General features: G+C 45.5%; 20 protein-coding genes. 8 read left to right on the top strand and 12 right to left on the bottom strand.

The genetic code is table 11. The features are described 5' to 3' along the window. Positions 1 to 20: 20 nt before the first annotated feature. The 11 genes from trmH to R7Q38_RS15350 form a co-directional block, all read right to left on the bottom strand. The gene (gene trmH / locus R7Q38_RS15400) at positions 21 to 704 is read right to left on the bottom strand and encodes a tRNA (guanosine(18)-2'-O)-methyltransferase TrmH (protein ID WP_017635001.1); all 684 of its coding nucleotides are present in this window, start codon (positions 702 to 704) and stop codon (positions 21 to 23) included. A 52-nt stretch (positions 705 to 756) separates the two neighbouring features. Then, a complete protein-coding gene (gene spoT, locus R7Q38_RS15395) occupies positions 757 to 2,877 on the bottom strand; it encodes a bifunctional GTP diphosphokinase/guanosine-3',5'-bis pyrophosphate 3'-pyrophosphohydrolase (protein ID WP_005379340.1) in 2,121 nt (706 codons plus the stop codon). Between the two features lie 39 nt (positions 2,878 to 2,916). Continuing rightward, the gene (rpoZ, locus tag R7Q38_RS15390; protein ID WP_005379346.1) at positions 2,917 to 3,189 is read right to left on the bottom strand and encodes a DNA-directed RNA polymerase subunit omega; all 273 of its coding nucleotides are present in this window, start codon (positions 3,187 to 3,189) and stop codon (positions 2,917 to 2,919) included. Between the two features lie 181 nt (positions 3,190 to 3,370). Then, the gene (gene gmk, locus R7Q38_RS15385) at positions 3,371 to 3,994 is read right to left on the bottom strand and encodes a guanylate kinase (protein ID WP_005379347.1); all 624 of its coding nucleotides are present in this window, start codon (positions 3,992 to 3,994) and stop codon (positions 3,371 to 3,373) included. Between the two features lie 448 nt (positions 3,995 to 4,442). Continuing rightward, on the bottom strand, positions 4,443 to 5,666 hold the full coding sequence (locus R7Q38_RS15380; RefSeq protein ID WP_169644337.1) for a tetratricopeptide repeat protein: 1,224 nt from the start codon (positions 5,664 to 5,666) through the stop codon (positions 4,443 to 4,445). Positions 5,667 to 5,675: 9 nt separating this feature from the next. Then, positions 5,676 to 6,308, bottom strand: coding sequence for an energy transducer TonB (locus R7Q38_RS15375; RefSeq protein ID WP_005379353.1), 633 nt, complete (start codon positions 6,306 to 6,308; stop codon positions 5,676 to 5,678). A 4-nt stretch (positions 6,309 to 6,312) separates the two neighbouring features. Further along, the gene (locus R7Q38_RS15370) at positions 6,313 to 6,720 is read right to left on the bottom strand and encodes an ExbD/TolR family protein (RefSeq protein WP_005379359.1); all 408 of its coding nucleotides are present in this window, start codon (positions 6,718 to 6,720) and stop codon (positions 6,313 to 6,315) included. A 25-nt stretch (positions 6,721 to 6,745) separates the two neighbouring features. Then, positions 6,746 to 7,273 carry a MotA/TolQ/ExbB proton channel family protein gene (locus R7Q38_RS15365; RefSeq protein WP_047103760.1) on the bottom strand — a complete coding sequence of 176 codons (528 nt, stop codon included), beginning with the start codon at positions 7,271 to 7,273 and terminating at the stop codon, positions 6,746 to 6,748. A gap of 9 nt (positions 7,274 to 7,282) precedes the next feature. Further along, positions 7,283 to 8,644 carry a MotA/TolQ/ExbB proton channel family protein gene (locus tag R7Q38_RS15360; RefSeq protein WP_182038434.1) on the bottom strand — a complete coding sequence of 454 codons (1,362 nt, stop codon included), beginning with the start codon at positions 8,642 to 8,644 and terminating at the stop codon, positions 7,283 to 7,285. Positions 8,645 to 8,647: 3 nt separating this feature from the next. Continuing rightward, positions 8,648 to 9,412: a DUF3450 domain-containing protein gene (locus R7Q38_RS15355; RefSeq protein WP_005379365.1), complete on the bottom strand. Its 765-nt coding sequence runs from the start codon at positions 9,410 to 9,412 to the stop codon at positions 8,648 to 8,650. A 65-nt stretch (positions 9,413 to 9,477) separates the two neighbouring features. Then, positions 9,478 to 12,078: a TonB-dependent receptor plug domain-containing protein gene (locus tag R7Q38_RS15350; RefSeq protein ID WP_017634998.1), complete on the bottom strand. Its 2,601-nt coding sequence runs from the start codon at positions 12,076 to 12,078 to the stop codon at positions 9,478 to 9,480. Positions 12,079 to 12,898: 820 nt separating this feature from the next. On the opposite strand from R7Q38_RS15350, the gene R7Q38_RS15345 reads away from it, so the two are divergent. The 6 genes from R7Q38_RS15345 to R7Q38_RS15320 all read left to right on the top strand — a co-directional run bounded on the left by R7Q38_RS15345 (position 12,899) and on the right by R7Q38_RS15320 (position 19,170). Beyond that, positions 12,899 to 13,924, top strand: coding sequence for an ABC transporter permease subunit (locus R7Q38_RS15345; RefSeq protein WP_005384771.1), 1,026 nt, complete (start codon positions 12,899 to 12,901; stop codon positions 13,922 to 13,924). Between the two features lies 1 nt (position 13,925). Continuing rightward, a complete protein-coding gene (locus R7Q38_RS15340; RefSeq protein ID WP_005379369.1) occupies positions 13,926 to 14,969 on the top strand; it encodes an ABC transporter permease in 1,044 nt (347 codons plus the stop codon). A 38-nt stretch (positions 14,970 to 15,007) separates the two neighbouring features. After that, positions 15,008 to 16,834, top strand: a complete 1,827-nt coding sequence (locus R7Q38_RS15335) for an extracellular solute-binding protein (protein ID WP_161446244.1) — start codon at positions 15,008 to 15,010, stop codon at positions 16,832 to 16,834. Between the two features lie 9 nt (positions 16,835 to 16,843). Next, positions 16,844 to 17,701, top strand: coding sequence for an ABC transporter ATP-binding protein (locus tag R7Q38_RS15330; RefSeq protein ID WP_005379371.1), 858 nt, complete (start codon positions 16,844 to 16,846; stop codon positions 17,699 to 17,701). Between the two features lie 35 nt (positions 17,702 to 17,736). Continuing rightward, positions 17,737 to 18,576: an ABC transporter ATP-binding protein gene (locus tag R7Q38_RS15325; protein WP_005379372.1), complete on the top strand. Its 840-nt coding sequence runs from the start codon at positions 17,737 to 17,739 to the stop codon at positions 18,574 to 18,576. A 168-nt stretch (positions 18,577 to 18,744) separates the two neighbouring features. Next, positions 18,745 to 19,170, top strand: coding sequence for a phosphate-starvation-inducible protein PsiE (locus R7Q38_RS15320; RefSeq protein ID WP_025768316.1), 426 nt, complete (start codon positions 18,745 to 18,747; stop codon positions 19,168 to 19,170). 55 nt (positions 19,171 to 19,225) lie between these two features. Here the strand turns inward: R7Q38_RS15320 and R7Q38_RS15315 are convergent, their stop codons facing one another. After that, positions 19,226 to 20,092: a YicC/YloC family endoribonuclease gene (locus tag R7Q38_RS15315; protein ID WP_005384776.1), complete on the bottom strand. Its 867-nt coding sequence runs from the start codon at positions 20,090 to 20,092 to the stop codon at positions 19,226 to 19,228. A 184-nt stretch (positions 20,093 to 20,276) separates the two neighbouring features. Here R7Q38_RS15315 and rph point away from each other — a divergent pair, with 184 nt between their 5' ends. Together rph and pyrE are read left to right on the top strand one after the other, a co-directional pair. Continuing rightward, positions 20,277 to 20,993: a ribonuclease PH gene (gene rph, locus R7Q38_RS15310; protein ID WP_017634994.1), complete on the top strand. Its 717-nt coding sequence runs from the start codon at positions 20,277 to 20,279 to the stop codon at positions 20,991 to 20,993. 104 nt (positions 20,994 to 21,097) lie between these two features. Further along, positions 21,098 to 21,516, top strand: a 419-nt coding sequence (pyrE, locus tag R7Q38_RS15305; protein ID WP_318114278.1) for an orotate phosphoribosyltransferase, incomplete at its 3' end; no start/stop codon positions are given.

The following is a 21,516-nucleotide window of genomic DNA, read 5'->3' as shown; positions in this document are numbered from 1 at the left end:
TTCAGGATGACGAAAGTCTGTTACTTGCTTTGCATCTCTTGCCACCACGCGTCATCGGCGATGATTTGACCTTCTTCATCGAGTGGTGGGTAAACGAGCCCTTTTCGTTTCGCGACCTTTGCCAGCACTGGGTGACCACGTTCAAAGAGAATACGGTTGATTGTCTCTTTAGGCAGAGCGCTTTCTTCTCGGTCGTACATGCCTGCGGCTTCACGTTGACGTTGCGCTTCATACAAAATTACGGCACTGGCAACCGATACGTTTAGTGACTGCACCATGCCCACCATTGGGATAATAATGTCTTGATCGGCAAGCTGTTTGGCTTGCTCTGAAGCGCCAACTTTTTCACTGCCTAAAATGATTGCCGTTGGTCTGGTGTAGTCGATCTCGCGAAAATCGACGGCGGTGTCCGAAAGATTGGTCACCAAAACCTGCATACCTTGCGCTTTGAGTTCGGTAATCGCAGTTTCAATCGAATCGTGAGTATCCACTTCAACCCAGTTACGCGCGCCAGCTGAGGTATGGCTCAGCGTACGCATTTTGTCTGGCCAAATTGCGTGAACTTTGTGTAAGCCTGTCGCGTCAGCGGTGCGGATCACAGCAGAGACGTTGTTTGGCTTATGTACTTCTTCGAGACAAAGTGTCAGATCAGTTTGGCGAGTTTTTAGGACTTGGTGAATACGGTTGTAACGTTCTAGGTTCATATTTATTGAGGTATAAAAAATCGCCACCTAACAGAGTAGGTGGCGATAGAGGTTAGTTCTTTCTGCGTCTGACTCGGGTTGCTTGAGGCATTGCCTTAATCTTACGCATGATACCAGCAAGGTGGACACGATCTTTCGTCGTCAACAGCACAGTCACAGTGTATAGACGACCATCACGTTCTTCCGTTGAAAGGCCATGAATGTTTGATCCTGTTTTCGAGATCACGTTGGTCAGTTCTGCAAGAGCACCTTGGTTGTTAAGCATGTCGACTTTAAGTTCAGCAATGAACTCTTTATCGTAGTCTTCAGACCAAGCGACAGCCATATAACGGTCTGGCTCTTTCTGATAACCACGAACGTTTGGACATGTTTCTCGGTGAACAACCAAACCACGACCAGGCGATACGTGAGCAATAATGTGATCATCTGGGATAGGATGACAACAATTTGCAAACGTCAGCAATAAGCCTTCTGCGCCACGAATCGGAAGCTTCTTCTTCGAGTCCGTTGGGATTGAACTTGTTGTCGTGAGCTCTTCGGTGTCACCAAGGAGACGACGTGCGATCACAATGCTCATCAACTCACCCAATCCAATAGCAGCCAATAAATCATCGATGCTTTCTAGGCGAAGATCATTCAAGACTTCTTGGATATTTTCTGGATAAATTGAATCAATCGAGTGACGGCCAAGTGCGTGATTAAGTAGGCGACGACCTAAAGTAATCGACTCTTCACGACGCATCGTTTTCAGTACTTGTCGAATCTTAGTGCGGGCACGAGAAGTCACGACATAGTTCAGCCATGCCGCATTCGGACGCGCACCAGGGGCACTGATAATTTCCACTGTCTGACCGTTTTTCAATGCCTTACTCAATGGGTAAGGGTTACGATCAACACGAGCACCAACACAAGAGTTGCCTACATCGGTATGTACGGCATAGGCAAAGTCGACAGCCGTTGCGCCTAAAGGTAGTTCAACGATACGACCTTTTGGTGTGAAGACGTAAATCTCATCTGGGAAAAGATCGGATTTTACGTTTTCAATGAATTCGAATGAGTTACCCGCGCTTTGTTGTAGCTCTAACAGGCTTTGCATCCAACGCTGAGCTTTCACTTGCGCAGTGGTACCAGACTTGTCGCCTTTGTCTTTGTAAGACCAGTGTGCCGCGACACCTTTGTCCGCCATTTGATCCATATCTTCAGTACGGATCTGAACTTCAACAGGTACGCCGTGTGGGCCAACCATGGAAGTGTGTAGCGATTGATAGCCGTTCGCCTTTGGTACCGCGATGTAATCTTTCATGCGACCAGGACGTGGCTTATACAAGCTGTGTACTTGGCCTAAAACGCGATAACAAGTATCAGCGGTATCAACAACGACTCGGAACGCATAGATATCCATGATGGTGTGAAAGCGCTGTTCTTTGGTTTTCATCTTGTTGTAGATAGAGAACAGGTTTTTCTCACGACCAACGACGCGAGCATTCAAGCCAAAATCTTGCAGACGGCCTTCTATTTCGCTGTGAATGCGTTGGATCATCTCTTTACGATTACCACGTGCGGCTTTAACCACTTCTTTCAGTACGCGGTAGCGGTTGGGATATAGCGCCTCAAAGCCCAACTCTTCGAGTTCGGTTTTGATATTGTGAATACCAAGACGATGAGCGAGGGGCGCGTAAATTTCTAACGTTTCACGAGCAATACGACGCTTTTTATCTGGTCGAAGCGCGCCAAGCGTACGCATGTTGTGCGTGCGGTCAGCCAGTTTGATCAGAATGACGCGGATATCTTGCACCATGGCCAGAACCATCTTACGAAAGTTCTCAGCCTGAGCCTCTTTCCTATCGCGGAATTTGAGTTTGTCCAGTTTAGATACACCATCAACCAATTCTGCGACAGTGTTGCCGAATTTCTCTTCGAGATCTTCTTTAGTTACATCACAGTCTTCAATGACGTCATGCAGCAAAGCAGCTTGGAGGGTTTCGATATCAAGGCGCATTTCGGCCAAGATACGAGCCACAGCGACAGGGTGGATGATGTATGGTTCACCGCTAGAGCGGGTTTGCCCTTCATGGGCATCTCTCGCTACCACATAAGATTGACGCAGAGCCTCAATCTGAGGCTCTGTTAGGTATTCTTGGGCAACGTCTTTGAGGCTATCGAATAGATACAAATTATAGGCCCGGGAGGTTGTTGAATTCTAAAGTCAGAATTAACGGTTGTGAGCGATGCTGCTTACTGCCGCTAGCTCTGCCGCTTCTTGCTCTTGCTGTTCTTGACGTTCACGAGCGTCTAGAACTTCTTTAGTAATTAAACCTTCTTCGATTTCGCGTAGAGCGATAACCGTTGGCTTATCGTTCTCTTCTGGCACTAGTGCATCTTTACCGCCAGTTTGCATTTGACGAGCGCGGCGAGCCGCAATCAGTACTAGGTCGAAACGGTTGCCAACTTTTTCAACAGCGTCTTGAACAGTTACGCGTGCCATGAGGACTCCAAATAGTTAACTAAAATTTTAGAATGACGAGAAAGTATACAACCTAACTACTTTATTTACTAGCAATTAGACAAGCCACCGTTTGTGGACTTTCTCAGGTAGTTTATTGTGTTTTTCGCACTGGGCAAAAAACGGGAAATTCTTTATGTTTTACAGCGTGACTTTTTTGAAGTTACTCTGCTAACAACGCGTCAAGCATACCTTTATATTTAGCAGCTTGCTTTTCTTCCTTCAATCTTTCAGCACGCAAGATAGCTTTAAAATCCATCAAAGCGGTATCAAAATCGTCGTTTACGATCACGTAGTCGTACTCGTTGTAATGAGAGATTTCCGACTTGGCTTCAGCCATACGCTTTGCGATCACTTCATCGCTATCTTGACCACGAGTGTTCAAGCGACGCTCTAACTCACCGTTTGATGGTGGCAGGATGAAGATGCTTTTGGCTTCTGGCATTTGTTCACGGATTTGGCGTGCGCCTTGCCAGTCGATATCTAGAAAAACGTCGATACCTTTATTTAGTGTTTCTTCAATCCATACACGAGATGTGCCGTAATAATTACCAAACACTTCTGCGTATTCTAGGAAGTCACCTTTAGCGATCAGGGCTTCAAACTCATCTTTCGCTACAAAATGGTAGTGGACACCATTTTCTTCACCAGGTCGCATGTTGCGCGTGGTGTGAGACACAGACACTTTCATTGCGTAGGTTGGGTTGCGTTCCAACATCGCTGAGATCAAGCTAGATTTACCTGCGCCGCTAGGTGCAGATACGATATAGAGAGTACCTTTGCCCATTGTACTGTTCCACTTTTGATTGGATTGATTGAGTGCCGAAGGAAAGTTCGACATTCTTATAACGATAGCACTGGCATTGAGAAATCAACCACCAAAGGGGTGGATGTTGGTGATAATCCCGCCAGAAAAATGGAGGCGAAGAGTATCATGATCTCTATTTTGTTACCAGTTGATCTTTCTGTCTGTGATCGTCCCAGATGAAATAGTTACTTACGCCAGAGTGTTCCTAAACAGCGAAGAAGGAGCGTGGTACAGGACTTACCATCCGCGCACTCTGTTATTAAAACCATTTCTACAACCGTTTAGTGTGCTGATTTTAGGTTTAGAGTCCCGATTTGGCTTGCGTGAGTGACTCTGGTTAAAAATAGGGGTTAATAAAGATAAAACGGAAAAAAGGGGAAGCTTTCACTTCCCCAGGCGTGCGACTGACTCACACTTAATCTTCGAATTATCCTTGAGACTCTAGGAAATTTATCCAAGGGCTAACGGTTGACCTGAATTTTGGCGATTGAGCAGCGCCTTTCATCGCCTGCAAGGCCTTTTGTGGTTGCTTAAGCTCGAAATAGGCCATCCCGCGAATGTATTCAAGTTCTGCCTTTTGCTCTTTAGAGGCACTGGATGCCGCGCTTTCTACAAAACGAGTTGCTTCAGAATACTGCTTGTCTTGTATCATTAAGCGAGCAATCTGAATTTGCGTTTTAGCAGAAGGAGCGAGGTTATATGACTTTTTATAAGCGAGAATTGATTTATCTAGCTCTTTAGCTTGCTGCCAGAAACTGGCTAGGCGGTCATAGTTTTCCTTCGTCTTTTCAATGTTTCCAGCTGCCATTTCCTTTTCAAGAGTTTTGGCTGCTTTATATGGAATACCTTGATAAGCCAAGAAGTTTACAAAGCGTAAATATTCCTTCTCTCCTTCTAGTTTCCCCATTTTGTAAACCATTTCTAGGGTGGCTAGAGAGTTGCGCTCTTGACCTAGCTCCATGTAGACACCAGAAAGTTGCATCCAGTAACGCTTTTTCTGAGGGTACTTTGAAGTCAGAGTTTTGAGTACACTGGCAACGCTTTTCAGCTGGCCTAACTCGTAGTGAGATGCAACGAGAATTAAGTACCAAGACTCACTTGGGCTCTTGCTCATCGCGATGGCTTTTTTGGTTGGCGGGATTGCATTTTTGTAATCTTCCAACTGAACATAAGCGCTCGCTAACGTGATATAAGCATGAGCTTGAGGCTTCTCTTTGGTTGTTTCTGCAACCTTGAACCATTCCTTCATCGTTTTTACAGACAACGTATACTTTTCTTCAGCTAGGTAAAGCTGAGCCAAGCTGTAGCGAACTTGTTGAGCAACAGGAACGGGAAGTGCGTCGAGCTGTAATGCTTCGGCAAAGTATTTTGCTGCTTGCACATAATTGTCTTGTAGCGAATACAAAAAGCCAGTCTGCTGAAGTAAAACTGCTCGGTCGTATTTTTTCGAACTTGTGCTTTCTAAAGCGCTTGCTAGTTTTTCTTTCGCTGCTGAATATTTTTCAGTTGCGATCAACTCTTGCACTTTGTTAACGGTTCGAAATGTCCGATCTGATAACTGAGGAGCTTCTTTTGCCATCGTAGGAGCGGTCATTGCCACTCCTGCGAAGAGAATTAAAGAAGCCACTTTGCTTTTCCATAAACTTTTCATCGTGACTCCTTAATTGGTTGAGAACTCTATTTCTTGCGATAGGCGCGAGCTAACAGGTTTCCCGTCAACCAATTTTGGTTTAAATGTCCATTTAGAGACTGTTTTTCTTGCCGCTCGACCGAGGCCTAAGCGTCGTGGTTGCTCTTTAAGAACTTTGATGTCCTCTACGGCACCACGTGCGTTGACAGTAAACTCTAATAAGACGACCCCTTTTTCTATTCCTGCTTTCGCAGCCTTCCTAGGCATTTGAGGTTGGAATGTCGCTAGAGGTGTTGGACCTCCGCTACCCGCGAGTTGCGCACCTCCACCCTGGCTATAATGTCCAAGCACCGAACCACCTGTAACATTTACGGGTAGGTCAAGCTTTGGCATATCCATTGGGGTCTGCTCCATCACCGGTTTTACTGTCGCTGTCACTTTCATTTCTGGCGGCGGCGGCGGACGCTTAGGCGGTGGTGGCTTTGGAAGTTCGCGTTTTTTCTCCTGTATTTTTTCGTCTGGTTTAATGCGAATAAACTCGACCATACGCAGGTCATCATTCGACACTAACTCGTGGCGCTCTTTGTTTACTAGCTTGTCCATCCCCCAGAACAACCCGAGGGAGACAATGAGCGCCAGTGCAATTGAGGCCAGATACCGCATAAGCTTAATCCTTATTGGTTGCGGCAATGGAGATGCTTTCTACACCTGCCATTTTGATCTGGTCCATAACCTTCACGACTACGCCAGCATTTGCTTCTGTGTCGGCTTGGATAACAACTGCGCCATCAGGGCTTTCTGCACGAAGACGTTCAATATTCGCGCGAACCGCGTCCACTTCGATGCGGCGTTTATCAACCCAAACATCACCCGCCGCACCAACTGCGACCATTATGTTACCTTTTTTCACGGTTTGCGCAGAGCTTGCCGTCGGGCGGTTTACTTCTAGACCAGCTTCTTTTACGAACGATGTTGTTACGATAAAGAAGATCAACATGATGAATACGATGTCGAGCATCGGTGTCATATCGATAGCGGTTTCATCACTGCTATCACTGCTATAGCGTCTTTTCATGACCTATACCTCTAATTCCATTTACTCAGGCAATATGCTTTAGCTTATCTTCCAGCTTTTGCGTTGTGACTTTGGCTAAATGATCAAGACGTGAACTAAAGAACAGTCCTGATAGAGAAGCCACCATCCCGGCTAAAGTTGGGATTGTTGCCTTTGAGATCCCCGAGGCCATTGCTCGAGGGCTTCCTGTTCCTGTTACCGCTAAGATGTCGAATACTTGGATCATGCCAACAACGGTGCCGAGCAAACCCAGTAAGGGACAAAGCGCAATCAATACTTTCACGATTGGCAGGCCCTTTTTATTCTCAATGTCCTGACGAGAAACAATTTCTTGTCGGATCATCTTAGCGTTCCAGCTCTGGTGCTCTGAGCGCTCCTGCCATGAGCCAACGGCTTTTTTCATGGCTTTTGGAGCGACGGCAGCAAAATAGAACCAACGTTCTAACAATACTGCCCACAGCATAAAGCTGAGGATGAAGATGGCGACGAGTACATCGCCACCCATTCCCAAGAAGCGCCTAATTGATTCAAGTTCTCCAACTAACCACCACATAACGCCTCCTTAGCTTTCGGCTTTATGTAGTTTTTCCTGATAGCGAGCGATGAAGCCTGCACTCTGTTCTTCAAGAGTTTGAACCAAACGACGACCTTTACTGTGTACGATGGTGTAAAGGAACAGCAATGGAATTGCGACAACCAGACCTAGCATGGTTGTAACAAGAGCTTCAGAGATACCGCCAGCCATTAGCTTAGGATCACCTGTACCAAATAGTGTGATTGCTTGGAACGTACCGATCATACCCATAACCGTACCCAGTAGACCTAGAAGTGGTGCTACAGAAGCGAACAGTTTGATTGAGCTGATAAAGCGTTCAATGCTCGGTGCGTTACGTAGGATGATTTCGTCCAGTTTCGCTTCAAGATCTTCAAGGTTGTCACCTTTGTGTTCTTGGTAAGCTTGGATAACTTCACCCAGAGGGTTACCAGGAATCACGGTTTCTGATTTCGCTTGCTTACGCATTTTACCGCCAATCACTTGAAGGCGTAGGAAGCAAACTAGAGCAATGATAGCGCCAACTGCACCCATACCAAGGATGACGTAACCTACAATGCCACCTTGATCAATACGTTCTTGAACGGTAGGGCTTTGTACAAGTAGAGACAGAATTACACCACGGGATGGGTCAATAAACAGTGGCTCATAGCTGTTTGACGCTGACTCAAAGCCCGCAACATGACGTGTAATATTGGTGCGAGGTTGTCGAGAGAGTTCTTCGAACTTACCTGTTTGAGGTACATAAGTAACGTACTTACCATCGGCAATCGCGTTAAATTCACCGACAAGAGTAACATCGCGAACCGCTTCTTTACCTTCGCCATAAACAACCGTTGCTTGGGTTGTTGCTGTCTCGCCTGAGGCAACCACTTGTTGAAGAATGGTATGCCAGAATGCTTCTAGCTCTTGTGTTGATGGCAGTTCTTTGCTTTCAGCCAGTTTCGTTAGTAGAGCGTCACGCTCTGGGAACTGAACAGCGTTTTGAGAGGCTGCAAATAAGCCCTTAAACTCGCCCGCATACTGGCGGACCACACCAAACATTTCGCCCAAAGTACCAGAGCGAACACGTAGGGTTTCTGTTAGTTCAGTTAGCTGCTTATCGTTTTCATCAAATGTTGCTTTAAGTTGATCGCCCAGTGCTTGCTGCGCAGCTAACTCTTCGCGAGCTTGTTGCAATAATACCGCTTGCTTATCGCGATTGTTCTTGAACTCAGCTTCACGGGCTTTGTTCTCTTTCGACTCAACGATGCTTTCTGATTTTACGTTTTTAAGTAGTTCAGATAAGTTTTTAGGCGCTTCTGCTTGTACGCCAGAAACCATAAATAAGCTCGCTAGTAGGCCAGCGGCTAGAGTTTTGAATCCTTTCATCTCTTATTCCTCCCCAGCATATACAGGCAATTTGATTAGCGCTGGTGGCGCTTGCTTCTTCGCGATACGAAGGCCTTGCTGTACCGCTATGCGGTAGCTTTCCGGTAATGTTTCCCATTGACGTGTTTGTTGGTTCCACATACCTGTCTCACCACCGTCTGGAGATTGGAATAAAAGCGCCGTGCGACCAATACGTAGGAAGTCGTAAGTCACGGTTTCCCCATTTCTATCTAGGCTAGCTTTGTAAGATTCAATTGAGCGAGAGAAGCCTTCTTCAATTTGGTAGGCTTCCATCACTTTACGGAATTTCTCAGAAGTCGTTACGTCGGCGCGATCCATGAGACGACGCAGTTCTTGGACACGTTTATTACGTTCTTTTTTCTGGAAAGGCAGATCGAGAGTCACAAACTCATCGAGTGCATCGATCATTTTAAGTGTTAGTGGCACTACTTCTGTTGCCGTTTGATCGATCTGAGCAATTTGGTTATTTAATGAGTCCAATTCACCTTGCTGTGATTGAACCATACGGTTAATTTGCTCGTTGTAGACTTTCATGCTGTCGATTTGACGTAGTAAGCCTTTGTATTCTGCCAACATGCCTTCAGTACTTTCGGCATAATTGTCGATTTTTTGTTGCGAAGCTTCTGAAGATTGATTTGCTTTTGCTTGTGTGGAAACGACAGCACCAGAGTTGGCCGCTATAGAGCTACTACTGATAGTAAGCAATGCTGCAGCTATGGCACTGAGACCAAATTCCTTGAATTTCATGGTTGCATCCTTGTCAGTGTTTTAGTCAGTCGAAAAGGGCGCGGAAAACCCGCGCCAAATATTTTTTAGAAGTCGTATGATGCCTCGACGTATAGCTGACGTCCGATTGGATCGTCATACCCAGTTGCATAGAATGGAGAGGTATCGCTTAGAGGATCTGCAGGCGGTACTTTGTCAAACATGTTGATAGCACCAAGAGTTACACGACCACTCTCGTTGAATTGGTAAGAAGCCGTTAGGTTCCACGTTGTCATACTAGCGATTTCTGCTTTGTAACCCGCTTTTTTAGCAGAATCACAGTCATCAAAGTAGTAACGGTTTGCGTAGCTTGAACACATACGGTCGCGGTATTTACCAAATAGGTTGATAGCGACATCTTCATATGCCCAGCCAAGATTTAACGTTGCGGTGTATTCAGGCATGAAATCTCTTTCATCCGTTACAGGCTCGCTGTCGTTTTCTTGATATTCAGCAATCAAGATCTTCGTTACAGCAACACGCGTGTTAAATGAACCGAACTCATTAGTGTCGTATGCGTATTTGATCGCTAGGTCAATACCAGAACGCTCTTCATACGACTGGTTCACTGGACCATAGGATACCGACTTGATGGTGCCATCTGGGTTACGAACGACTTCAGTACCTGGGTATTTACCTGGATCGTTAATTACGTCTTGGTAAGTTGGTGCTGTTACGACGTCTTCCATCTTGATGTGGTACCAGTCAACAGTTACACCAAGATCATCCACAGGCTCCCACGCTAGGCCCAAGTTAATGTTTGTACTTGTTTCTTCTTTCAGCTCAGAGTTAGGGCCATTAAGCGTATCGAAGTACTGAGTATCACACTCTGGGTACTTGTCTTTATCTTGTGGGCCGCTACCACCAGCGTTGGCACAAAGCACAGGGTCAAAACCAGAACCAAAGCCTCGAGTTTGATCACCAAATAGTCGCTTCAAGTCTGGAGCTCGGAAGCCTAGACCGTAGCTACCACGTAGCAATAGGGTGTCAGTAGGACGGTATGCTAGGGCTACTTTAGGAGTGAATGCGCCGCCAGTTGCCGAGTCGTCGAAGTAGTGGTCGTAACGACCAGCGACAGTCATTTCTAAATCTTCAATGATAGGAATAAGAGCTTCAACACCAAGACCAATCTGATCGCGGTCACCGCCGCCTGATGTTCCACCTAGACCAGAGAAACCACCCGCTGCTGTTGTCGCATCAATCGTCTCATTGTAGTCAGTACGGTTCCATTCACCATAAACAGCAAAGCCAGACATACCTGCAGGAAGTTCAACCAAATCACCAGCCAGTGAGCCGTTAACAGAGTAAAGCTTTGAGTAAGCTTCTTTGCTTGAAGTGCCGCTGTATTTGTCTACAACGTCTTGAGAGATAGGCCCTAGAAGATCGACATCACCATTTTGTACAGCTTGGTCGAGAGTTAGGAAGATTGCTGGGTTGCTTGTTTCAACGCTTTGCTCAGAGTAACCAGCGGATAGGTCCCAATCATACGTATCAGCAAGCAGGCCGTTCAAGCCTAAGGTTAAGCCAAAAGAATCGGCTTCAGTGTTACTTTCGCGTGGTCCAAATTCGACCATACGGCGAGTGTATTCGCCTTCGCCGCGGAAGTGAGTGGCATCAACTTCAACGCTGTAAGGGTTAGGTTCGAATTCAGATTCTGTAGACTTGTAGCCAAAACGGGCTTCTGCCATGGCAGTGACATTGTCGTTAATGTCCATTTCACCACGTAAAAGTAGGTCTACTTGTTTGTTTTCTGGTTTTAATGTTCGGTATGCAGAGCGGTTAACACCACACTTTCCATCCGCTCGTTCAATCGCGGCATCACCAACGACTTCTTTACAGGAAGAACCAGCATCAGCTGGTGTTAGAAGTGTTCCGTTGGCGCCTTCAAAGTTTGCACCGTAGCTAGAGTAGCCACTTAGCTGAGAACGGCTAGAACCGTCATCGCCAGCCCAATCATCTCGGTCAGATTGCTTTAGCATTTCGTTGCCCGCAAATTGGCCAACGAAGAGAATACGTTTGTCGTCAAAGTTTTTGCCAGCTACAACGTCTAAACGACCATTTTGGTAACCACCATCCGTCGCGTCACCCGCGCGTACTTTTACAGAAACGCCATCAAAGTCTTTCTTTAAAATGAAGTTTACGACACCACCGATTGCGTCGGAGCCGTAGATAGCAGAACCTGAGTCGGTCATTACTTCAACACGCTCAATAGCGGCGACAGGGATTTGGCCGATATCTTGGAAGTTAGATGTACCATCTTGTGCTAGCGGGTATTGAGGAAGACGACGGCCATCAATAAGAATCAATGTGCGTGACGCGCCAAGGCCACGTAAGTTGACTGACTGCGCTGCTGGTGTAAACGAGAAAGAGTCTGTTTGAGCCATTACACCACCTGTGTTTTGGGTCAAACTGTTCAATACGTCTTGCGCGCTGTTAAAGCCTTTAGACTCAATGTCTTTACTATTAATAACAGTAACTGGTGAAGGACCTTCCATATCCGTCGTGGAGATACGCGAACCAGTAACTTTCATCTTTTGAAGTTTTTCAACTTGCTGCTCTTCTGCCAGTGCTGTTGCTGGGGCTGCAACTGCTGCTGTCCCCAAAGCAAGGCTTATCGCAACAGATAAAGCGGTTGTGTTTTTATACATCCTTGTTGCTCCGATTATTATTATTTCCTATGTCTGGCCGCATAGCGGCCAAATGTGACGTTAATATTTCGTTAACGTTCGGCCAATGTATAACCGAGATGAAAAAAGGAAGTCAAACCAGTGGTAAACGGGGATGCTTAAATGTAAAAAAGATGTAAATAACCAGGCTTTATTTAAAAGGCGGAATAAAAAACCGAATAAGGTTTATGAATCGAGATTAAATTTCAATAAAACACCGTATTTTGTGTTTCTTATAAACTTTAATGACTTATCTTGCCTATGGTTTTTTAGTGGGTAATTGAATCTGGAAAAAGATATTTTTCCAGTGAATTGTTCTGAGATGAGTTTTATATCGAATCCATACTTTGTTAGCTCGAACTTATTAGGTGGTATCAAAATATGATACCCATTGCTGTTAAAGGGCTCACTCGTATTTTTAGGTCAAATATAACCTTGGATTATGTGTCTATTTATGTGTGTAGGGTGCATTTTTATGTAGGGTTTTGGCTCTAAACAGCCTAGATTGATATTCTGTATGAATTATTTTTGTGGTTTTTTATAATTTTTTACAAAAACATTTCTGTTTTTCGACATCGAAGGAAGTTTGTCATGTTTTGGTTTCAAACACTTGAAGCTGATGTGGATTCAAGATAAATATGACGCTGAAATTATTGCAGTAGTAGAAAAGTCTAGCTCTTGAGGCGCAGGGAGTGTGCTTCAACAGTTTTAGTTACTACGAGATAAATATGCACCATTTTGGGCGGAAAATATCCTCTTTCACTCCGTTTGAACTGGACAGTAGACAAGGAGCAAGTTGTATATGCTGTCGTACTTTTTACGCCGTTTGGCGTTGGTTATCCCAACGTTTCTCGGGATAACTATTCTCATCTTTGCTATCACTCGTTTCGTGCCTGGCGGACCTGTTGAACGCATGTTGTCACAAATGCAGTCTCAGGGAGATGGCGCCGCATCAATGACGTCTGCGGGTGGTAATACGGCCCTTTCTGACGATCAAATCGCGGAGCTGAATGCGTTTTATGGCCTGGATAAACCTGTAACGGAAGCGTACGTCGAGTGGTTAAGTCGTTTGGTAATGCTAGATCTTGGCGAGTCGACGCGTTACTACGAGCCTGTCTCGGACATGATCGCAGAGCGTTTGCCAGTGTCGTTGTTTTATGGCGGCATGACCTTCTTTATTAGTTATTTTATCTCGATTCCTCTTGGTTACTATAAGGCACTCAAGCACGGTTCTGTGTTTGATTCCGCTTCTTCAGTACTCATTTTCGTAGGCTACGCGCTACCAGGTTATGTGGTGGGTGTATTGCTGATCACGTTATTTAGTTATCACTTGGAATGGTTTCCGATGGGAGGCTTTGTCGGCGATGACTTCGACGATTACGAAACCTTCTTTGAACGCGCTAAAGACATTATGTGGCATGCGGTGTTGCCTTTGATCTGTTACCTCATTGGTGATTTTGCCACGCTGACGATGACAATGAAAAATAACCTGATGGAAAACCTTTCCTCAGATTACATCCGCACCGCAATTGCGAAAGGATTACCTTTCAAAAAAGCAGTTCGTAAGCACGCGTTGCGTAACAGCTTAATTCCGATCGCGAGTCACTTTGGTAACTCTTTGTTGTTCTTCATGACCGGTGCCTTCCTGATTGAAGTTATCTTCAATATTGATGGCATTGGCTTATTGGGTTACGAATCAATCATGGAGCGTGATTACCCTGTTGTTATGGGTATTGTCGCCATTAATGCGTTGTTACTGCTCATTGGTAACATCATTTCAGATATTTGTGTTGCTTTAGTCGACCCACGTGTGAAGTTTGGAGCGTAACATGATTAAAGTTAGTCCATTAACTCAAAAGAAAATTCGTCACTTTAAAGAGATCAAACGAGGCTATTGGTCGTTTGTTGCTCTTTCTATCATGTTGATCCTTTCTCTATTCGCCGAACTTTTGATCAACAGTAAAGCGCTAGTCGTCAAGTACGATGGTAGCTACTATTTTCCTGTTGTCAGTGACGTACGTTTAGGTAGCGAATTCGGCCAAGAGTCATCCAGTGAAGCCGATTATCGTGTACTGCAAAAAGCGTTTGAGGCTGAAGGGGGCGACAACTTTGTTATTTTGCCGCTTGTGCCGTGGAACCCATATGAACAAGATTTTAGTGGTGATTTCCCGCCAACAGCACCTAGTGCCGAAAATAAGCATTATTTAGGTACAGATGTGATAGGTCGCGATATTTTGGCGCGACTCGTCTACGGATTCAGAACTGCGATGGGATTTGCGTTGCTTACGATGGCCATTTCCTACGCGATCGGTACTGCAGTCGGTTGTGCTATGGGTTTTTGGGGCGGTAAATTTGACTTGTTTGTACAGCGACTTATCGAAATCTGGTCAATGGTACCGTTTTTGTACGTCATAATGATTCTTGTTTCAATCGTTCAACCGACGTTTGCTCTCTTTGTCGCTATTAACGTGCTTTTCACTTGGATGGGGATGACATGGTACATGCGGACCATGACCTATAAAGAAGCGGCACGAGAATACGTAATGGCGGCACGTGCTTTAGGGGCATCGACTGGACGTATCTTGTTTAATCACATCTTGCCAAATACGATGGTGATGATTGTAACCCTAGCACCTTTCACTATTGCAGCTAACATCACAGCATTGACTGCTCTCGATTACCTAGGCTTAGGCTTGATGCCACCAACACCAAGTTGGGGGGAATTACTGCAACAAGGTAAGTCAAACTTAGATTCGCCATGGATTGTTGCGTCAGTAGTGACTTCTATTGTTCTGGTTCTGGTAATGGTGACCTTTATTGGTGAAGCCATTCGAGCGGCTTTCGACCCGAAAAAATTCACACGCTATGTTTAAGCGAGCATTGTGAGCAAAACATAAAAAAGGGAAGTTTTATGAAGAAATTATTTTTAGCGTCCACGCTGAGCGCCCTGAGTTTTGGTGCAATGTCAGCAACGCTTCCGACTGACTTAAACTGGCAAACAAACTGGGATGAGCCTCAATATGGTTCGCTAGAAGCGAAACGTGGAGGGACTTATCGCACCTTTATGTCAAGTTTCCCGCAGACGTTACGTAGTGTTGGTCCAGACGCTAATGCAGGGCTACGTTCTTTTATCTTAGATGAAACACCAGGCTTGGTGGTCCGCCACCCAGATACTTTAGAGTTCATACCTGAGCTTGCTAACGAGTGGGCGTTAGCAGGTGACAACAAAACGGTCTATTTCAAACTCAACCCTGAAGCCAAATGGTCGGACGGCAAACCTGTGACTGCCGACGATTTCGTGTTCATGCTGAAGTTTTATCGTTCCAAAGACATCTTGGAACCTTGGTACAACGATTACTACAACAAAACGATTGCGGATGTTATCAAGTACGACACTCATACGTTTGCTGTTAAGGCGGCGAAAGAGTTTAATCCGGAAGAATTGCTGTTACGAATGGGGGCTCTGCGCCCACGTCCCGCACATTTTTATGCTAACCCTTCAAAAGATGAAAATGGTGACGGTATACATGACAACTTTGTCCGCTACTACAATTTTAAAAGTGAACCAACGACCAGTGCATACTACCTAGATGACATTAAAAAAGGTAAAAGTGTGACCTTCAAACATGTCGGTGAAGACTGGTGGGGTTACAGCAATAAGTATTATCAACATCGCTATAATGTCGACAAAATCCGCATCACAGTGATTCGCGACAGTGATATCGCGATGAAGCACTTTGAGAAAGGGAAGCTGGACGCATTTGGTCTTGTTTTACCAAGCTTATGGCATGATAAATCGAATACGGAACCTTACCAAAAGGGATACATTCAAAAGTTCTGGGGTTACAACCAATTCCCAGTTGGGGCTGGTGGTGTATGGATGAACACCGCGATGCCTTTGCTGGATGATTTAAACATTCGCAAGGGCATTACTTACGCGATTGACTTTGATGGCATGATAGAGAATGTCATGCGTGGCGACTACTCCCGTAAACCGAACCCGACCGGTTATGGTCATGGTAAATACACCCTACCAGATGCTAAGGCACCGAAGTTCGATCCCGCAAAAGCGGCCGAGGCATTCGAAGCCGCAGGCTTTAACAAAATTGGTTCTGATGGTATTCGTGTTAATGATAAAGGTGAGCGCTTAAGCTTCGAGCTGACCTACGGAACACCTGTTCATACTCCTCGTATTGCATTTTTGCGTGAGCAAGCCAAGCTAGCAGGGCTGGATATTGAGCTCAAGTTAGTTGATGGCTCATCCATGTTCAAATACGTACGTGAGAAAAAGCACGATTTGGCTTTCTTAGATATGGGTACGTCTGAGATCCCAACGTATTGGGAGTACTTCCATTCAGTCAATGCGAACAAGCCGCAAACTAACTCTTTCACAAACTACAGCACGCCTGAACTGGATGAAAAGATCATCGAGTATCGTTTTGGCATGGATATGGATAAAAAGATCCAGCTAGGTCATGAGATTCAGCGTGACATCATTGATGCTCACGTTATCGTCCCAGGCTACATGGTTCCTTATGTCCGCTATGGTCACTGGCGCTGGTTAAAGTTTCCAGATAAGCCAATGAATCGCATGACAGAGGCGCTGTTCAGTGGTGCAATCATAGGCGATGGCACTTACTGGATTGATAGTGATATCAAAAAAGAAACGAAACAAGCGATGAAGTCAGGCAAAGCTTTTGAACCTGTTGTTGTCGTAGATGACACTTATAAGCTGTAAGGATTGGTTATGGAAAACGATGTAATCCTAAGTGTTAAAGATCTCGAAGTTGAATTTACCACCGATGATGGGCCAGTGAAGGTTCTGCATGGTGTGAACTTTGATGTGAGAGCTGGACGTACACTCGGTCTGGTAGGAGAGTCAGGTAGTGGTAAGAGCGTAACCTCAATGTCGATCATGGGGCTATTACCTAAGCCATATGGCAACATTATCAAAGGTGAAGTGAATTATCGCGGCACCAACCTAGTTGATTTGCCTGCGGAAGAGATGTACGCCATGCGTGGCGATCGCATTTCGATCATCTTCCAAGACCCGATGACGGCGCTCAACCCAGTGCACACCATTGGTCGTCAAATATGTGAAGTGCTTGAGCTCCATCGACCTGAGCTCGACAAAAAGGAGCGGGAGGCGTACTCGATTGAAATGCTGGCAAAAGTAAAAATTCCAATGCCAGAGAAGCGATTGAATGAGTATCCCCATAACCTATCTGGTGGTATGCGCCAGCGTGTCATGATCGCGATGGCATTGGCCTGTAAGCCGGATATTCTGATTTGTGATGAACCGACTACAGCGTTGGATGTTACGGTTCAGGCGTCTATCCTTGAACTGATGAACGAGCTTCAGGAAGAAACGGGCATGGCGATGATCTTCATCACTCACGATCTCGGGGTTGTGGCAGAAGTGTGTGATGATGTTGCCGTGATGTATGGCGGACGTATTGTCGAAAAAGCAGAAATTTTTGAGTTGTTTGATAACCCGCAGCACCCATACACAGAGCGTTTAATGGGATTGATGCCGAGCTTAGATAATGAGCCGAAGCAGATGATCGATATCAAGCCTATTGATGCCAGTATGTTTGCCAGTTAACTGGGCAAAGTGAACCAGTCATAAAAGAGGATGTTATGGCAAAAGAAGTATTAAGAATTGAAAATCTTAAGCAGCACTTTGTTTCTGGTAAAGGGCTGTTCAAGAAAGGCTACACCATCAAAGCGGTAGACGGGGTTTCACTGTCTGTTTCTGAAGGTGAAACACTGGGGCTAGTTGGTGAGTCAGGTTGTGGTAAAAGCACCCTTGGTCGCACGATCTTAAAGTTATACGAGCCAACAGAAGGTAAGATTTTCTTTGAAGGTAAAGACATCACTAAATTGTCTGTGAAAGAGATGCGATCGCTGCGTAAAGACATGCAAATCGTCTTTCAAGACCCAATGGAGTCACTCAATCAGCGTCATACCATCGGTATGATTCTGGAAGAACCGTTTGTTATTCATAAAATTGGCACGCCAACAGAGCGTAAACAATGGGTAAAAGAGCTTTTAATCAAAGTGGGATTACCAGAAACGGCAGTAAACCGTTATCCACATGAATTTTCAGGCGGGCAACGGCAGCGTATCGGTATCGCTCGCGCGATTGCATTGAAGCCTAAACTGCTGATTTGTGATGAATCGGTATCTGCGTTAGATGTGTCGGTACAGGCGCAAATCTTGAACCTATTGCTACAACTGCAACAAGAAATGAACTTGGCGATCATATTTATCTCTCACGATCTCTCGGTGGTGAAACATGTTTCTGACAAAGTTGCCGTGATGTATTTTGGTAAAGTGGTAGAAGCAGGCAGTGCTAAAGAAATTTATGCAAACCCGCAAAACGAATACACCAAAAAACTCCTATCTGCGATTCCGATCACTCACCCTAAATATCGGAAGAAAAAGCGCGTAGCTGAAAAAAAGCAGCAAGTGGCGTAAGTGATGCCACAGGTCCTATAACACAAAAGCGCTCCGCCAAATAAGCGGAGCGTTTTTATAAGCAAATGCCAGGACTTGGAGTCGATTTGCACTGATGTTTATTCTGATTGATTGAAGATCGTTGCATGCTAAACTCAAGGCCTATTTTCTTTGTTTGGATAATGGACCATGCCGTCGAATTTACCGAAATCCTTTAGTCGACCTTTCCTGAAAATCTTCCATATTTTGGAGGCGGTGTTATTAGTCTCTATTACCTTGGCGACGTTGTACGCCATGATGCAAGAGTTTGTGCACGTATTTGTAGAGAAGCGTGTCTTACTCACGGATATTCTGTTGATGTTTATCTATCTGGAAGTGCTCGCTATGGTGCAGCAGTTCGTGATGAACGGTAAAATTCCGGTACGCTATCCTATCTACATCGCGATGATGGCCATCGCCCGCTACATCACACTCGGAATGAAAGAGCTGGATGCAGTTTTGGTTGTGTGGTTATCTCTGGCTGCGTTTATTTTGGCTGCGGCTACTTTGCTGATCAGAATTGGGCACCATTATTGGCCCTACGTTGATAACAGTACCTTGGAAAAAGACGAATAAAAGAAAACCCCGTATTAGCGGGGCTTTTTTGTTTCAATACTCGATGACTTTTAGATCATTCAATGTTTTGGATCTGCTCACGCATCTGTTCAATTAGAACTTTCAGTTCAACGCCCGATGCGGTGATGTCGGTGCTGATGGATTTCGACGCTAGCGTGTTCGATTCACGGTTGAACTCTTGCATCATGAAATCTAGACGACGACCCACTGCGCCGCCTTTTTTCAGAATGTTCGTGGTTTCTTTTACGTGAGAATCAAGACGGTCTAGCTCTTCTGCTACGTCTGATTTCTGTGCCAGAAGGATAAGCTCTTGCTCAACGCGAGATGGGTCTAGCTCTACTTTTGCATCTTCAAATTTAGAGAACAGACGCTCACGTTGCCACTCTAGTATTTCTGGCATGCGTGCGCGCACTTTCACAACTTCTGATGTGATCGCTTCGAGGCGTTGCTCAATCAGCGCCTTCATGTTCTCGCCTTCACGAGCGCGCGCTTCAATAAATTCATCCATTGCGCCATCAAACGCTTCTAGTAGCACTTTATTTACCGCATCCATGTCTTGCTCTGGCGTTTCCATTACCCCCGGCCATTGCATAACTTGAAATGGATTGATTCGGCTCAGTTCACCAGTCATGTGCATGACTTGTTCAGCGGCTTTAATTACCTGGCTAGCAAGCGCTTCATTGATGCTAAGCTCACCTTTTGCGGCAGGGTTTGCTTCAAAACGTAGATTACATTCTACTTTGCCTCGCGCTAAGCGCTTACGAAAACGCTCACGTAAAACGGGCTCTAACCCGCGAAATTGCTCTGGCATGCGGAAGTATGTTTCTAAATAACGCTGGTTCACGCTGCGGATTTCCCATACCGCAGAACCCCAATCGCCTTTTACTTCTTTGCGTGCATACGCTGTCATACTGTAAATCATCGAATTTTCCTGTCTTCATTTTTTGAAAATTACTTCAAGAGTGTATCATGCTGCGTCGATAGGTGCGCGGGATGTATGGATTGTTTATGTTGTGCCAGATGCGTAACCTATGAATCCGGAATCGATTCCGTTATAATCTTCGCCCAACCAAATCGTCTTCTCCTCATATTTAAGGTAGATGCCCATGCGTCCAAACGATCGCAAGGCGGATCAAGTTCGCCCTATCAAAATTACTCGTAACTACACAGCTTACGCTGAAGGGTCAGTGCTAGTTGAGTTCGGTAACACCAAAGTGTTGTGTAATGCGACCGTCGAAGAATCTGTGCCACGTTGGCTAAAAGGTCAAGGTAAAGGCTGGGTTACAGCTGAATACGGCATGCTACCTCGAGCAACACATTCGCGTACTCGTCGTGAAGCGGCAAGTGGAAAGCAAGGCGGCCGTACGATGGAAATTCAGCGTCTTATCGCGCGAAGCCTACGTGCAGTTGTCGATCTAAAAGCCATGGGTGAGTTCATGATCACCGTTGACTGTGACGTTATCCAAGCTGACGGTGGTACGCGTACTGCATCCATCAGCGGCGCAAGTGTTGCAATGGCCGATGCATTCCAACACCTAGTAGATAGCGGCAAGCTAAAAGCAAACCCAATGAAAGGCCACGTAGCGGCAGTTTCAGTTGGTTTGCTAGGTGATGATGTTCTGTGTGACCTTGAGTACGTTGAAGATTCAGCGGCAGACACAGACATGAACGTGGTAATGACAGAAGAAGGCAAGATGATTGAAATTCAGGGCACCGCAGAAGGTGAACCGTTCAGTCACGAGCAGCTGATGGCTCTGCTAGAGTCGGCGAAAGTCGGCATTACGGAAATTGTCGCAGCGCAGAAGGCGGCGTTAGCCAATTGATTTAAATAGCTCCCATTATGGGGGCTATTTTTTTATCTCGACAATAGAGAAATGAATGATTGTCGAGAAGAGACACAAGAAACCAAGGACATAGAGAGAAAATAATGAAAGCATACCAGCGTGAATTTATTGAGTTTGCACTTGAGAAAGAAGTTCTTAAGTTTGGTGAGTTTACTTTGAAATCTGGCCGTAAAAGCCCGTACTTCTTTAACGCTGGTCTTTTCAATACTGGTCGTGACCTAGCGCGTCTTGGTCGTTTTTACGCAGCAGCGCTTGCTGATTCTGGCATTGAGTTTGATGTGCTGTTTGGCCCGGCGTACAAAGGTATCCCAATCGCGACGACAACAGCAGTCGCGCTGGCGGATCATCATGACGTCGACACGCCTTACTGCTTCAACCGTAAAGAAGCGAAAGATCACGGCGAAGGCGGTAACCTTGTAGGCTCTGCGCTTGAAGGTCGTATCATGCTAGTGGATGACGTAATCACAGCAGGTACTGCGATTCGTGAATCGATGGAAATCAT

The sequence above is a fragment of the Vibrio sp. Vb0598 genome (assembly GCF_033338935.1).
Lineage (GTDB): Bacteria > Pseudomonadota > Gammaproteobacteria > Enterobacterales > Vibrionaceae > Vibrio > Vibrio alginolyticus.
Note: the sequence above shows the minus strand (reverse complement) of the source record. Positions and strands in the feature narration are given on the sequence as shown.